Genomic DNA, 14,451 nt, shown 5'->3' with positions numbered 1-14,451 from the left:
CCAGAAGCAATCAATGAAATTGTATATCAAAAATATGGTTTGCGATCGATGTATTAAAGTTGTCAGGGAGGAATTTGATAAAATTAATATAGGCCTCAAGCATATTGAACTAGGGGAAGTTGACACAGAATCAGAACTGAACGAGGCGAAAATCTCAGAAGTTAGACAAATGCTGCAAACAAACGGCTTTGAATTATTGGACGACAAACGGGCGACGCTCGTCGAAAATATCAGAACGTTGATCATTGAGGAAGTGCAGTATCTGAAAGGGCATAAGCCGGCGTCGTTAAACTTCTCGGATTACCTTTCTCAAAAAACAGGGTATGAATATTCTTATCTGAGCAATTTGTTTTCATCTGAAACCGGACAAACCATAGAGCAATACATCATTGCACAAAAAGTTGAAAAAGTTAAGGAGTGGCTGTCTTACAATGAGTTAAGTTTAAGTGAAATGGCGTGGAGGTTATCATACAGTAGTGCGGCGCATTTAAGCAATCAATTTAAAAAAGTAACAGGACTTACGCCCGGAGAATTTAAAAAAACGAATATGCTGCCAAGAAAAACCCTTGACCGGGTAGGTGAGACTAAAATTTGAAACATTTATATAAATCATGAGAAAGATGAAAAACGTACTTTTTGCACTACCCTTAACATTGTTGCTGGCTTGTTCAGGAAATCAGGAAAAAGCTAAAGAGGCTGAAAATAAAACTGGGACCGTGTCAACTGCGGATGCTAAAAAATATGCCTGCCCGATGCAATGTGAGGGAGATAAAACCTATGCAAAAGAGGGGAAATGCCCGGTTTGTAAGATGGATCTGCAGGAAGTGGCATTGGCAGAAACGGATTCGACTGCACACAATCACTAATTTATTGACCATATTAATTAAACACAATCATGAAAAAGACCATCATTTTATTCGTAACAGCGCTGTTTCTATCCGTGAATTTTGTTCATGCTGATGGAAAAGACAAGGAAGTGAAATTCAAGACTTCTGCGATTTGTGAAATGTGTAAAGCGCGTCTTGAACGCAATCTGGGACTGTCAAAAGGTGTGAAAGAGTCGAATCTCGATCTCTCCGACAAAGTAATAACAGTAAAATATAATCCCGATAAGACGAATGAAGCTGCGATAAAAGCTACGATCAATAATACCGGATATGACGCAGATCTTTCGCCGGCAAATCAGAAAGCGCATGATAAACTGCCGAGTTGCTGCCGTAAAACTGCCGCAGCACATTAAAAATTTAGAGTTTAACTCATGACATTGAAACAATTAATATTTCTGGTTTCGGGAAGTTTGTTCGTTGCATCCCGATCTGTTTTTGCGCAGCATAATCATATGGAAATGCCTGCAAAAAAGGATACGACGAAGCATGAAATGCATGACCATTCTATGGAAATGCATGTTATGGATACGAAACAAAAACCTGATTCCGTACATCACATGAAAATGCAGATGAACCACGCATTTTCATTGAGTCTTCCCATGAACCGTAATGGATCCGGGACAGGCTGGCAGCCGGATGCGACGCCCATGTATGCGTATATGAAACATGGCAGCAAATGGAACTATATGCTGCACGGAAGTTTGTACCTGCGTTATACGAGCCAAAATCTTAATAATGATGAAAAACGCGGATCATCTTCGAAAGTCAGTGTGCCTAACTATATTATGGGAATGGCGCAGAGACAGGTCGGTAAAAATGGGTTGTTTACAGTCCGTTCGATGATTTCCCTCGACAGGATTTTTGACGGAGGCTCAGGGTATCCATTACTATTTCAATCGGGAGAAACCTGGAAAGGGAAACCGCTTATTGATCGTCAGCATCCGCATGATCTGATTTCCGAGTTGGCCGTTGGTTATACGCACAGGATAAATAAGAAATTGGACATTAGCATTTATGCCGGTTATCCTGGCGAACCTGCCTTGGGGCCAACTGCATTTATGCATAGGATGTCGGCGTTCAATAATCCTGATGCCGTACTTGGGCACCATTGGCAGGATGCAACGCATATCACTTTTGGAGTGGTGACTGCCGGTGTTCGTTATGGCAAATTTAAAATGGAAGGTTCCAGTTTTACCGGCCGTGAGCCGAATGAAAACCGTTTCAATTTTGATAAACCACGATTTGATTCTTACAGTTACCGTTTACTGTTTAACCCGTCGGCGAACTGGGCGATACAGGCTTCCCGTGGTTTTATAAAAAGTCCTGAGCTTAATCACGCCGAAGAAGATGTGAACAGAACAACGGCTTCTGTGCAGCATAGTTTAAATCTGGGATCAGAAAATTGCTGGATTTCTTCGTCGGTCGTTTACGGATTAAATGATTCAGGAGACGATCATAAGGAAAGTTCTTTGCTGGCTGAGTCAAATCTTCAACTAAATAAATGGTCGGTATACGGAAGATACGAATGGGTTGAAAAAAGTCAGGAGGAGCTGGATTTATATCCGGTTGATGCCTCACATGATCAAAAATTCCCAGTTTCTGCTTTCACACTGGGATTAAACCGTCAGCTTTTTTCGTTTGCAAATACGCTTTTACAAGCCGGAATTCAGACCAGCGTCTTTGCAATTGGTGATGATTTGAAAGCTGCATATGGAAAAATTCCTGTTTCCGGCCAGGTTTACCTTCGCCTGACGCCCGGATTGATGAGAATGTAGAAGTTATAGAACTTCGCTTAAAAGGCAGTCTTCTCCGACATTTGTTAAACGCAGTGTTAAGGGAGTTTTTCACGGAGTTTCGAAGGGTTTATTATCTTAGCGCAACTACATTGTCAAACGAGCTCATTATTATATTCATTTTGATTTATAATAAACAACTCCTTTAACTCAGCGTAAAACTTCCAAAACCCTGCGTTTAACAATTTTAACCTATTTTTACAGAACTTAAACGCCCACAACATTGGCCTGTTATCAAAACGCAGTGTTAAAGGAGTTTGTCACGGAGTTTTGAAGGGTTTATTATCTTAGCGCAACTATGTTGTCAAACGCAGAGCTCTAAACAACTCCTCTAACTCAGCGTAAAACTTCCAAAACCCTGCGTTTAACAATTTAACCTATTTTTACAGAAATTAAACGCCCACAACATTGGCTTGTTATCAAAACGCAGTGTTAAGGGACTTTGTCACGGAGTTTCGAAGGGTGTATTATCTTAGCGCAACTATGTTGTAAAAGGCAGAGCTCTAAACAACTCCTCTAACTCAGCGTAAAACTTCCAAAACCCTGCGTTTAACAATTTTAACCTATTTTTGCAGAAATTTAAACCCCCACAACATTGGCTTGTTATCAAAACGCAGTATTAAAGGAGTTTGTCACGGAGTTTTGAAGGGTTTATTATCTTAGCGCAACTACATTGTCAAACGCAGAGCTCATTATTATACTCATTTTGATTTATAATAAATAACTCCTCTAACTCAGCGTAAAACTTCCAAGACCCTGCGTTTAACGATTTTAACCTATTTCTACAGAAATTAAACGCCCACAACATTGGCCTGTTATCAAAACGCAGTGTTAAAGGAGTTTGTCACGGAGTTTTAAAGGGTTTATTATCTTAGCGCAACTACATTGTCAAACGCAGAGCTCATTATTATATTCATTTTGATTTATAATAAACAACTCCTCTATCTCAGCGTAAAACTTCCAAAACCCTGCGTTTAACAATTTTAACCTATTTTTGCAGAAATTTAAACCCCCACCACATTGGCCTGGTATCATACATATTTTAAAGGTTTGCCTCAGAAGGCCTGGAAACAGAATCAGGACGATGAGTATACGGAATACGAAGTCGATTTTCTTCGCGACACGCTCGATCTGAAAGAAGGCAGTAAGGTTCTGGACGTGATGGCCGGCTATGGTCGTCATGCTTTGCCGCTTGCTGATTTTGGTGCGCAACTTACCTGTGTCGACTTATCATCAGAGTATTGTGAAGAATTGGAGAAAATATCGTCTCAGGAAAATTTGCCGGTTACTGTGATCTGCGAAGATATACTGACCGTCACATTTGAAAATAATTCATTCGATGCGGCGTACTGTTTTGGCAATAGTTTTAGTTTTTTTCCGCGGGAAGATATGCAGAAATTCTTGCAAAAGATTTCAGATATCCTTGTAGATGGCGGACTTTTCAGCATTCATACGGAAAATCTGGCTGAAAGTATTTTTCCAAATTTTCAGGTAAGAAACTGGATGCCCGTGGAAGGGAATATAACTTATCTTGCTCAAAACGATTACAATCCGGAAGAAGGGTATATAGAAGCTGAACAAACTTTTATTTCGGATTCGGAGCGGGTAACACTCAATGTCCGCCAGCATATTTATACCTTAGGTGAGTTAAATTTCATGTTCCGATCCGCAGGACTAAAGATCATTGGCGCTTTCGGAAACCTGGAAGCAGATCCTTTTATGCTGGGAGATGAGCAGTTATATCTCGTCGCCAAAAAAATATAATCAATGCGGGAGTCTGGAGCGAAGTAATCCATAAGTCCAGGTTCCCACGATTGCGCTTAATAAAGTAATAATCACGACAAGAAATCCACTTCCAATTTGTGCAAATAACGGGCCAGGGCAGGCACCTGTTATTGCCCATCCCAGGCCAAATAAGAACCCGCCGAAAATTTGGCCTTTATTGAAAATTTTTGGTGGTACATTAATTTTTTCCCCACTGACCGTTTTTATTTTAAACCGTTTGATTATCTGCAGCGAAACCAAGCCCGTGAGCACAGCGGATCCAATCACTCCATACATATGAAATGAGTCAAGTCTGAACATTTCCTGGATTCTGAACCATGAAACAATTTCTGCTTTTACAAAAACAATTCCGAAAAATAGTCCGACAATAAGGTATTTCAGGTTTGAAGTGAAATTTTCCTGAGTAGACTGTTGATTGGTGCCGTCATAATTATCTATGTCCTGATCAATCCGGTCAGTCAGCTCAATTTCAGAAGCAGAATTACTTTTAACAGTAGCCATAATGAACGAGAAATAAGTCAGAAAAAATTTAGTTGACGAGTTGTAAAAGCCACGGCAATAAAATCCAGGTTGAAAAAAATCCTCCTGCCATAAAAAATATTGTGGCAACCAAAGAAGGCCATTGCAAGTTGGAAAGTCCCATAATCGCATGGCCCGACGTGCAGCCCCCCGCATAACGTGTTCCAAAACCAACCAGAAAACCGCCCAGGATAAAAAATATCAATCCTTTTAAAGTGAAAATATTATCAATCGAAAAGATTTCAGCGGGCATCAGGCCGGAGTAGTCTGTGATTCCAAATTGAGAAAGAGTAGCTCTTGTTGCTTCTGACACAATTATGGATTCAGGATTTGTCAATAAAAAAGTAGCGATAAATCCACCTACCGTGATACCTGCGACAAAAAATAAATTCCAGACTTCCTTTTTCCAGTCGTATTTGAAAAAAGAAATATTGGCTGGTATAACTGCTGCACAGATGTGTCGTAATGAAGATGAAATTCCAAAAGACTTATTTCCTAAAAGCAGTAAGACCGGAACTGTCAAGCCAATAATAGGCCCGGCGACGTACCAGGGCCAAGGTTTTCGGATAATCTCAAATAAGTCCATTTAATCTATATTAGTTTTGTAGACTATTTAAACTTACATATTTTTTTTAACCAAATCAAAGCTATGCAAGTTTGAAATCAAGATGTTATGAATTTCTAGGCCGGTTTGGAAACTTCCACGTCAGTTTTGCTGATTTCTCCAAAACCACCCTCGATATTGATAACATCGTCAAATCCTCTGGCTTTTAAAATAGACGCTGCGATCATCGAACGGTATCCGCCGGCACAGTGGACGTACAAAGTTTCAGTTTTTGATAAAGCCGACATGTTGTCATTGATCGTATCGAGCGGAATGTTTTCAGCACCCATGACGTGCCCGACCTCAAATTCATCTGGTTTTCTGACGTCGATAACTTTAATACTACCATCTTTATACCTTTTCGCAAATTCTTCGGCGGGAAGAGAAATGATTGAGTCTGTTTCTTTTTCAGATTTTCCCCACGTCTGAAAACCATTATTCAGATATCCGATAGCGTAATCGTATCCAACCCTGGCCAGCCTGGTAACCACCTCTTCTTCTTTGCCCGGTTCAGTAACTAATAAAATGTTTTGCTTTAAATCAGGAATAAGGGCCCCCACCCAAGGTGCAAATCCACCGTCAATTCCGATGTTAATAGAATTTGGAATAAAACCTTTTGCGAAATCTTCGGGCTTTCTGGTATCTAAAACGAGTGCGCCGGTATGATTTGCTTTTGATTCGAATGCATCCGCAGATAAAGCCTGGTCTCCACGTTCTAAAACATCGTCAATACTTTCATAGCCATCGCGGTTCATTTTAACGTTTTCCGGAAAATATTGAGGCGGCACAGTCAGCCCGGAAGTTACCTCAGCAATAAATTCTTCCTTTGTCATATCTTTACGAAGCGCATAATTGAACCTTTTTTGATTACCCAGTGAGTCGCTGGTTTCTTTGCTCATGCTTTTTCCGCAGGCAGAACCGGCGCCATGTGCAGGATAAACAGTGATATCGTCAGGCAAAGTCATAATTTTTGAGCGAAGACTGTCAAATAGAATACCGGCCAGATCATTTTGTGTTACCGCCCCATTCTGAGCAAGATCCGGACGCCCGACATCACCGATAAAAAGTGTGTCGCCGCTAAAAAGTGCTATCTCTTTTCCATTTTCGTCTGAAAGCAAATAACAGGAAGATTCCATCGTGTGGCCAGGCGTGTGTAAAACCCTGATAGATATTTCTCCCACCTGAAATACCTCGTTATCTTTTGCAATATGAGCTGTGAAACCGGTCTCGGCATTTGGGCCGTAGACAATTTCAGCACCTGTTTTTTCAGCAAGATCAATATGGCCCGAAACAAAGTCGGCATGAAAATGTGTTTCAAAAACATACTTGATTTCCACATTCAGTTTTTTCGCTTTTTCAATATATGGCGCGACTTCCCGGAGAGGATCAATAACTGCTGCCTCGTTACCGGATGTAATAAAATAGGCTCCTTGCGACAGGCAGCCTGTATAAATTTGTTCGATCTTCATGTGGAATTTTTTATAACTAGTTCGCAGTAAGGTTATCGAACAGCCAACTAATTTTTAGTGTTTTTATCGGTTTTTCCAACCGTAAAATAAATTGTTTGCACATACTTAAACATAACTGCTTTAAAGAGGACTTTAGTTTCTTCCCGGAAAGTATGATTTAAGTGAAATCCTCGCTGTTTTGCTTCAAATGCGATATATGTCTACAAATGTTTCTATGCCGACGTAGTACTGCTACTAAATGCTCCTGCCCTTTTTTTAATTTAATTTCGTATCAGTCAAGTTGATAAAAAACAGATGACTTCGGGGGCATTTTTGTAGACGTGAAGTGAAGCAAAAAGAATTTTACATCCGCAAATACGTCGAAGTAGTTTTTTCAAAAAGTTAACTCCTACAAATTTATTCAATAAGAAAAAAATAAAATAACCCTCCACCATAGATATGTATGACACCAAATTTTATCTGTTTTGTCTGGCCCTGTTTTTCAATCTATCCAGTTTGCATCATGCCGAAGGACAGGTTAAGCCGGTACCTAAGCTTTATCTCAAAAGCGGAACAATAGTACCTGAAAATAATATTTCGGAAAATCTGACGAAGTCTGGTTTACGTACTTCCGGTGCGGGGGAAAAATCTTTGGTAATTATCCACTTCGACAAAGTACCTGCGGAATCAACCAGAGAAGAGTTAAAAAATGCCGGGGTTGAATTACTGGACTATATTCCGGATAATGCGTATACTGCTACCGTTAGTAATAGCTTTGATTTGAAGTTATTGAAAAAGACATTGGCACGGTCGATTATCACACTCAGTCCTGATCAGAAGATGCAGGCTGCTCTGGCAAATAATCATTTCCCAGTTCATGCTGAAAAGGTTGCAGGCAAAATAGATTTGTGGCTGAATTTTCCAAAGTCTTTTAGCTTTGAAGAAGTAAAAAAGGAGCTCCTTTCCAGGAAGATAGAGATCATCTCGGAAAACCTGAAAGGTTATCAGGTTGTGGAAATTCGTATTCCTAAAACTTTATTAAAGGAAATTGCAGGTTTACCATTCGTCCAATATATCCAGGCAATTCCGGGAGAGGAGAAGTCATATAATTACAGAAGTATAGCCAGTTCGCGCGCCAATGCCCTAACCGGATCTTTGCCTTTAGGTTTTAACCTGAAAGGTGAGGGCGTGACAATCGGAGTTGGAGATAATGCCGATCCGCAGCAGCATATCGATTTTAGCACCAGAGTTATTAACCATTCCGGGATTAAAGGAAACTCGCATGGCGTGCATGTCATTGGTACTATTGCCGGCGCCGGAATTGTTGATGAAAGATACACGGGATATGCGCCGAAAAGCAGAGTTGTCGCTCAGATTAACAGTAATATTTGGGCTAATGCAGGCATGTATGTAAGAGATTACGGAATGGTCATTACAAACAACTCTTATGGTGTTGATGCAGGATCTTGCAGTGATTTTGGAGATTATACCCTGACGTCGAAAATTTTGGATCAGCAAGCTTTTGACTTTCCCTATTTGCAACATGTGTTTGCTGCAGGAAATAGCGGATTAGTGAATTTATGCGCGGGTGTTCCTTCTGGCTTTGGAAATGTTTTAGGGGGTTATACTTCCGCCAAAAATGTAATAACTGTTGGAAACGCTTTGGAATCAGGTATTTTGAACAACATTTCCAGTAAAGGCCCAACAAAGGATGGGCGAATGAAACCGGATTTAACGGCGACCGGATCGTCGGTCATCTCTACGGTTCCCACAGATCAATATAATGTTAGTACCGGAACAAGTATGGCCAGTGCGTCGGTTTCCGGCGGACTGGTTTTGATGTATCAGCGCTACCGTCAGCTGCATAATGGAAATAACCCCCAAAATGCACTGATGAAAGCGCTTTTGTGTAATGGAGCCACGGATCAGGGACTGGCCGGACCCGACTATGGTAACGGATATGGCGGAATTAATTTATTACGGTCAATTAAAATGCTTGATCAGAATAGTTATTTTGAAAGTGGAGTCTCAAATGGGTCTGCTGCACAACATACGATAAAAGTACCTGCCAATACAGCGCAATTAAAGGTCATGTTGTATTGGAATGATCCGGCTCCCTCAGTTTTAAGCGGAAAGGCTCTGGTTAATAATCTTGATCTTCGTGTCATTTCCCCTGATTCACCTTCATTGCTGCCACAGCTGCTGGATCCTAAGAATATCTTGTCTGCAGCCGGAAACGGAACGGACGATACGAATAATATGGAACAAATTGTCATCAATAATCCGGGAGCTGGGGATTATACAATTGTAATAAACGGAACAACGGTTACGCAGGGAAATCAGAATTATGTTGTCGTTTATGATAATATTCCCGTCTCCACAGCGCTGACATACCCGGCCGGACAGGAGCATCTTGCGAGTGGTGAAGATATTTACATCAACTGGGATGCCTATGGAAATGACGGAAAGACTTTCAAAATCGAATATTCTCTAAACAACGGAGGTTCATGGACATCCATTCAAGATACGGTAAATGCTGATCTGAGACAAATCAAATGGACTTTGCCAGCTGTGTCAACAAGCGGGGCGAAGGTTCGGATTAAGAGAGATGGCACGGATATCGTCAGCGAAAGTGAACCGTTTACAATCCTGGGTGTGCCGGCAGTTGCCTTATCGCCGACGCAATGCGAAGGCTATATTGCTATTCAATGGCCGGCGATAGATGGTGCTTCCGATTACGAAATTATGACATTGAAAGGTGATGAAATGTCGTTTTGGGCTACCACTACGAGTACCAGTTTTGCTTTAAAAGGATTGTCAAAAGATTCGACCTACTATGTTTCGGTCAGGGCCCGCATCAATGGAAATCCGGGAAGACGCAGTCCTGCGATTATCAGGAAACCAAACCAGGGAAACTGTGAAGGAAGTATCTCAGACAACGATTTGAAACTTGAAACCATTATTTCTCCCGCGCAGTCTGGCAGAATTCACACCTCTTCTGAGCTCTCGGCTTCTAATCCTGTTACAATTCGTATAAAAAATCTTGACGATCAGGTTTCGGATCAAAATATTCAGGTTGGTTATTCAATTGGAGATGATAACAGCACCATTATATGGGAAACGATCAAACCGTCGATCCAGCCAGGAGGGACTTATGATCATACTTTCGCAGCAACTGCAAATTTGGGAGATGTCGCCTCATACCGTTTTCGGGTTTTTGTTAAAAAAACAGGAGATCCGGTTGAAGAAAATAACGCAGTCACCCAAATTTTCAAGCAGCTTGACAATGCACCTGTAACGCTTCCGTTTATGGAACAATTTGAAAATTATCCAGTCCAGCAGACGAATTTTAAACAAGTTGGTCTGATTGGCGGAGATCGTTTTGATATTATCGGCTCGACAGCTTATGGAAGACTTCGCACCTATGTCGGCTCGGACATGGCATATTCAGGAAGCCGTGCTCTGACACTGGATGTTAATAAAAATGTTTCAGCCGGAAACGTAAATTATTTAGTTGGAACTTTTAATTTATCGCAGTTCAACCCGGCAAACGATGATTTGCGTTTATCGTTCTGGTTTAATAATCATGGGCAGTATTACAATGAAAATGACAAGGTATGGATTCGTGCAAAAGATACAGATCCCTGGATCGAAGCTGATAATCTTTACGTTTATCACAGTTCTCCGGGAGAAGGGTATAAGCGTGCAGTTATACAATTAAGCAAAATTCTCACTTCAAATAGCAAGACTTTCTCGGCAAGTTTTCAGATTCGGTTTGGCCAGTATGGTGAAAAGGTGACAGCAAATCAGTATGGAGGTGCGGGATATAGCTTCGACGATATTCAGATCACGAAAGAATCCAATGATATCGAACTGGTGAAAATCATTCCTCCCGTGTCAAATAATTTGATTTACAATAATCAAAGAATAAGTGTCGTCGTCAGAAATAATTCCGCTGGCGACGTATATGACGTTCCTATTAAGCTGCAAATGAATAATGGAACGGTAGTCAGTCAGAATATTTCATATATTAAGGGTGAGGCAGATGTGACTTACCAGTTTTCGAATATTATTAATTTTTCATCCATAGGCACTTATTCGATCAAGGTATGGACCGAAAATAACTGGGATTCAAAACCGGACAATAATTCGGTACAAATTGATGTTGTCAGTACCGCAATCATTTCATCTTTTCCATATTTACAAAATTTTGAAGCTGAGGCAGGAAATTGGCAAAGTGCAGGAATTAATAATTCCTGGGCATATGGAAGTCCGGTTTCGGCGAAGATTAATAGTGCAGCAAGCGGGTCGAAAGCCTGGAAAACAAATTTATCGGGAACATACAACGCTTCCGAAAAATCGTTTTTGTATTCGCCTGGATTTGCAATTGCAGGAATGTCGAATCCGACGCTGAGTTTCAGTCTCGCTATCGATTTGAAAAAATGCCCGGATAAACTCTGTGACTTTGCGTATGTCGAGTATTCAACCGACGGAAATATCTGGACTAAACTTGGCATCTATGGTTCGGGTACGAATTGGTACAACTTGAAATCTGATAAGGACGTGTGGAGTGTGGAGGATTATACAAGATGGCATGTGAGCACAGTCCCGATTCCGCAAGGCCTGAAGAACGTCCGGTTCCGTTTTGCAATGCAGAGCGATGACAGCGATAACCGGGAGGGAATTGCGATCGACGATGTGCATATTTACGATCTTGCAAATCCGATTTATTCCTCCGGACCGGAATCTTCGACAGTTTCAAAATCAGATGTAAATGGAGCAAGCTGGATTAATTTCACCGAAAATGATAAAATAATAGCCTCAATTCAACCCAATCAGGATTTAGGGAAAATAGTTGTTCAAACATATTTAAATCAGGCTGCCGTGCGTAACAGCAATGGTCAGTATTATCACAATAGGAATTTTACGATTAAACCGGAGAGTACTTCTTTCTCAGAATTCGCGGTGATCAGGCTTTATTTTACAGATTCAGAGACTGAACAGCTACTTTCGGCCACAGGATGTGGCGGATGCGCAAAACCTGCTTCGGCTTACGATCTGGCGATTTCCAAGTATAGTGATTTTCGTAAAGAACTTGAAGATGGGACACTTTCGAACAATACCAATGGCAGCTGGTCCTTATTGTCGGCAGACGATGTAGTGAAAGTGCCTTACGACAACGGATATTATGTAGAATTCAAGACAAAAAGTTTATCAGAGTTCTGGCTTGCCAAAGGCAGCCTTCAGTCTGCCACGCCTCTGCCGGTTGAGCTGACCAGATTTACAGCTAAAAAAGTTGATGTAACAGAAGCATATAATAGTGTTTTACTCGAATGGACGACTGCCGCTGAGAAAGATTTCAGTCACTTCGAAATTGAAATGGCTTCGGGAGAAAAAGAATTAAATCAGAGTCTATTTACAAAAATCGGCGAGGTTAATGGAAAAGCTAATTCCGCTTCGATAACGAAATATCAATTTACGGATCAGCAAATTACGGGTTACCCGACGCGTTATTACCGGTTAAAAATGGTCGATAAGGATGAGACTTTCAATTATTCAGCGATCCGTTCTGTAACCTTTTCAGAGAAAGTAAACTGGAGAGTATATCCAAATCCATCAAACGGTGTCTTTAATGTGGACTTTCAGACGGAGAAAAGCAATCTGGTGAATGTCAATGTTTTTGATGTCAGCGGCAGACTTTTGGAACAAAAAACGATCATTTCCTCAGGTTCCCTACAAACGCAGCAAATCAATATTTCAGGAGCCGCGGTAAAATCCGGGATATATTTTCTGGAAATAATGTCGGGACAACAGAAGCAGGTTTTCAAAATCTTAAAAGAATAATTCATTCACAACAACAGAAGGTTTTTGCCACGGATACACGAATTTTTCACGAATTCTAATCAGAAATTCGTGAAAAATTCGTGTATCCGTGGCACTTTTAAACTTTTACAGTTTTCCAATTACCTTTTTTAAATTGCCAGATACCCAGCAAGGCAAGAAAAGATTCGGCGACCGGAACCGAGATGAAAACGCCGATAGGGCCTAAGTTAAAAACGATCGCCAGCACATAAGCCAGAGGGATTTCGATTGCCCAGAAGCAGATCAGGTTCAGAATTGTCGGTGTTCTGGTATCGCCGGCGCCATTCAGAGACTGGATCACAACCATTCCATAAGCGTAAAATCCGTAACCCAGACACAAAACCCGCAAAGCCAGTTTTCCGGTATGAATGGCTTCCACGTTCGGGCTAAACCAGCCAATAATATGCTCTGCGCCGATGAACATAAACACCGAAAGACCTACCAGGAAAATTAAATTATAGGACGCACATTTCCACACGGAAAGCGCTGCACGTTCAGGTTTTTGTGCACCAAGATTTTGTCCGACCAAAGTGGCTGCTGCATTGGCAAGTCCCCAGGCTGGCAAAAGCGTAAACATGATCACACGGATCGCAATGGTATATCCTGCTACCACGTCGCTGCCAAATTCTGCGAGAATTCTTGTAAGGAAAATCCAGCTGGCAGATGAAATCAAAAACTGAACGGTGCCACCCGTTGCCACTTTGATCATGGCAATAATCGTTTCCCTGTGCGGCCTTAAATCGCGTAAGACGAAAGCTAAAGCTGTATTGACTCTGGTTAGAGAATAAAGTTGATAACCTACGCCAATCGAACGGCCGAGTGCTGTTGCGATCGCTGCCCCTGCCACTCCGAGTGCAGGAACCGGGCCAAATCCGAAAATTAAAATCGGTCCTAAAATCATATTTAGACAATTCGCCACGATGAGTGACCGCATAGCCGTTGCCGCAGCTCCCGCTCCGCGTAATGCGCCGCTCAAAGAATAGAGCAAGATCACAACGGGGGCACTTAAAAATTGTATTTGAGCGAAAATAGTACCTGTTTGGATCACTTTCGGGTCGGCACCCATCATTGATAATACATCTCCGGCAAATACAAAACCAAACAGCGCGATAGGGAATGAGATCGCTAGCGAAATCAGGACAACCTGGCCGATCGCGCGGCGCGCCTGCGCAGTATTTCCTTCGCCAATTCTTCGCGCAATAGTTGCCGTTGCAGCAGTGCTCAACCCGATCGCAATTGAATAAACCAGGGTAATAACAGACTCGGTAAGCCCGACCGTCGCGACAGCTTCTATACTTATTTTTGAAACAAAGAAAATATCAACAACAGCAAATAAGGATTCCATGACCATTTCCATGATCATGGGTACAGATAAAAGAAAAATTGCCCGGTTGATACTTCCGTCAGTAAAACTTTCTTCAGAACCGCGTAGTGCCTGACGAAGTAGTTGAAACCACTTTTTCATGGAGTAAGAAATAAAATCAGAATAATAATTTAGTGGACGCATTTATCGAAATGCGTAACGATGATCCCGGAAAACAGGATGAAAAAGA

At 41.4% G+C, this 14,451-nt stretch carries 10 protein-coding genes; 6 read left to right on the top strand and 4 right to left on the bottom strand.

Going from position 1 to position 14,451, the window contains the following annotated elements; genetic code table 11:
• Positions 1 to 13 precede the first annotated feature (13 nt).
• The 5 genes from BMY70_RS29875 to BMY70_RS29855 all read left to right on the top strand — a co-directional run bounded on the left by BMY70_RS29875 (position 14) and on the right by BMY70_RS29855 (position 4,444).
• Positions 14 to 595 (top strand): helix-turn-helix domain-containing protein, encoded by a 582-nt coding sequence (locus BMY70_RS29875; protein WP_090342101.1) that lies wholly within the window; start codon positions 14 to 16, stop codon positions 593 to 595.
• Positions 596 to 620: 25 nt separating this feature from the next.
• Positions 621 to 866, top strand: a complete 246-nt coding sequence (locus tag BMY70_RS29870) for a heavy metal-binding domain-containing protein (protein WP_090342337.1) — start codon at positions 621 to 623, stop codon at positions 864 to 866.
• A gap of 29 nt (positions 867 to 895) precedes the next feature.
• Positions 896 to 1,240 (top strand): heavy-metal-associated domain-containing protein, encoded by a 345-nt coding sequence (locus tag BMY70_RS29865; protein WP_090342098.1) that lies wholly within the window; start codon positions 896 to 898, stop codon positions 1,238 to 1,240.
• Positions 1,241 to 1,258: 18 nt separating this feature from the next.
• Positions 1,259 to 2,662, top strand: coding sequence for a TonB-dependent receptor (locus BMY70_RS29860; RefSeq protein ID WP_090342095.1), 1,404 nt, complete (start codon positions 1,259 to 1,261; stop codon positions 2,660 to 2,662).
• Between the two features lie 1,038 nt (positions 2,663 to 3,700).
• The gene (locus BMY70_RS29855) at positions 3,701 to 4,444 is read left to right on the top strand and encodes a class I SAM-dependent methyltransferase (protein WP_090342092.1); all 744 of its coding nucleotides are present in this window, start codon (positions 3,701 to 3,703) and stop codon (positions 4,442 to 4,444) included.
• Here the strand turns inward: BMY70_RS29855 and BMY70_RS29850 are convergent, their stop codons facing one another.
• The 3 genes from BMY70_RS29850 to BMY70_RS29840 all read right to left on the bottom strand — a co-directional run bounded on the left by BMY70_RS29850 (position 4,445) and on the right by BMY70_RS29840 (position 7,057).
• On the bottom strand, positions 4,445 to 4,966 hold the full coding sequence (locus BMY70_RS29850; RefSeq protein WP_090342088.1) for a DUF6691 family protein: 522 nt from the start codon (positions 4,964 to 4,966) through the stop codon (positions 4,445 to 4,447). It abuts the gene before it with no gap.
• A 28-nt stretch (positions 4,967 to 4,994) separates the two neighbouring features.
• Entirely contained in the window at positions 4,995 to 5,570 is a 576-nt protein-coding gene (locus BMY70_RS29845) for a YeeE/YedE family protein (protein WP_090342086.1), read from the bottom strand.
• Between the two features lie 95 nt (positions 5,571 to 5,665).
• Positions 5,666 to 7,057, bottom strand: coding sequence for an MBL fold metallo-hydrolase (locus tag BMY70_RS29840; RefSeq protein WP_090342083.1), 1,392 nt, complete (start codon positions 7,055 to 7,057; stop codon positions 5,666 to 5,668).
• A gap of 438 nt (positions 7,058 to 7,495) precedes the next feature.
• Between BMY70_RS29840 and BMY70_RS29835 the strand changes: the two genes are divergently transcribed.
• Positions 7,496 to 12,880 carry a S8 family serine peptidase gene (locus tag BMY70_RS29835; protein WP_090342081.1) on the top strand — a complete coding sequence of 1,795 codons (5,385 nt, stop codon included), beginning with the start codon at positions 7,496 to 7,498 and terminating at the stop codon, positions 12,878 to 12,880.
• Between the two features lie 97 nt (positions 12,881 to 12,977).
• Here the strand turns inward: BMY70_RS29835 and BMY70_RS29830 are convergent, their stop codons facing one another.
• Positions 12,978 to 14,363: an MATE family efflux transporter gene (locus BMY70_RS29830; protein ID WP_090342078.1), complete on the bottom strand. Its 1,386-nt coding sequence runs from the start codon at positions 14,361 to 14,363 to the stop codon at positions 12,978 to 12,980.
• Positions 14,364 to 14,451 lie beyond the last annotated feature (88 nt).

The organism is Dyadobacter koreensis, from assembly GCF_900108855.1.
In the GTDB taxonomy this organism is placed as follows: Bacteria; Bacteroidota; Bacteroidia; order Cytophagales; family Spirosomataceae; genus Dyadobacter; species Dyadobacter koreensis.
Note: the sequence above shows the minus strand (reverse complement) of the source record. Positions and strands in the feature narration are given on the sequence as shown.

What these genes read in the sequence shown, in the direction of transcription:
- BMY70_RS29875 (WP_090342101.1), top strand. Translation starts at nt 14, where the DNA reads ATGAAATTGTATATCAAAAATATGGTTTGCGATCGATGTATTAAAGTT.
- BMY70_RS29870 (WP_090342337.1), top strand. Translation starts at nt 621, where the DNA reads ATGAAAAACGTACTTTTTGCACTACCCTTAACATTGTTGCTGGCTTGT.
- BMY70_RS29865 (WP_090342098.1), top strand. Translation starts at nt 896, where the DNA reads ATGAAAAAGACCATCATTTTATTCGTAACAGCGCTGTTTCTATCCGTG.
- BMY70_RS29860 (WP_090342095.1), top strand. Translation starts at nt 1,259, where the DNA reads ATGACATTGAAACAATTAATATTTCTGGTTTCGGGAAGTTTGTTCGTT.
- BMY70_RS29850 (WP_090342088.1), bottom strand. Translation starts at nt 4,966, where the DNA reads ATGGCTACTGTTAAAAGTAATTCTGCTTCTGAAATTGAGCTGACTGAC.
- BMY70_RS29845 (WP_090342086.1), bottom strand. Translation starts at nt 5,570, where the DNA reads ATGGACTTATTTGAGATTATCCGAAAACCTTGGCCCTGGTACGTCGCC.
- BMY70_RS29840 (WP_090342083.1), bottom strand. Translation starts at nt 7,057, where the DNA reads ATGAAGATCGAACAAATTTATACAGGCTGCCTGTCGCAAGGAGCCTAT.
- BMY70_RS29835 (WP_090342081.1), top strand. Translation starts at nt 7,496, where the DNA reads ATGTATGACACCAAATTTTATCTGTTTTGTCTGGCCCTGTTTTTCAAT.
- BMY70_RS29830 (WP_090342078.1), bottom strand. Translation starts at nt 14,363, where the DNA reads ATGAAAAAGTGGTTTCAACTACTTCGTCAGGCACTACGCGGTTCTGAA.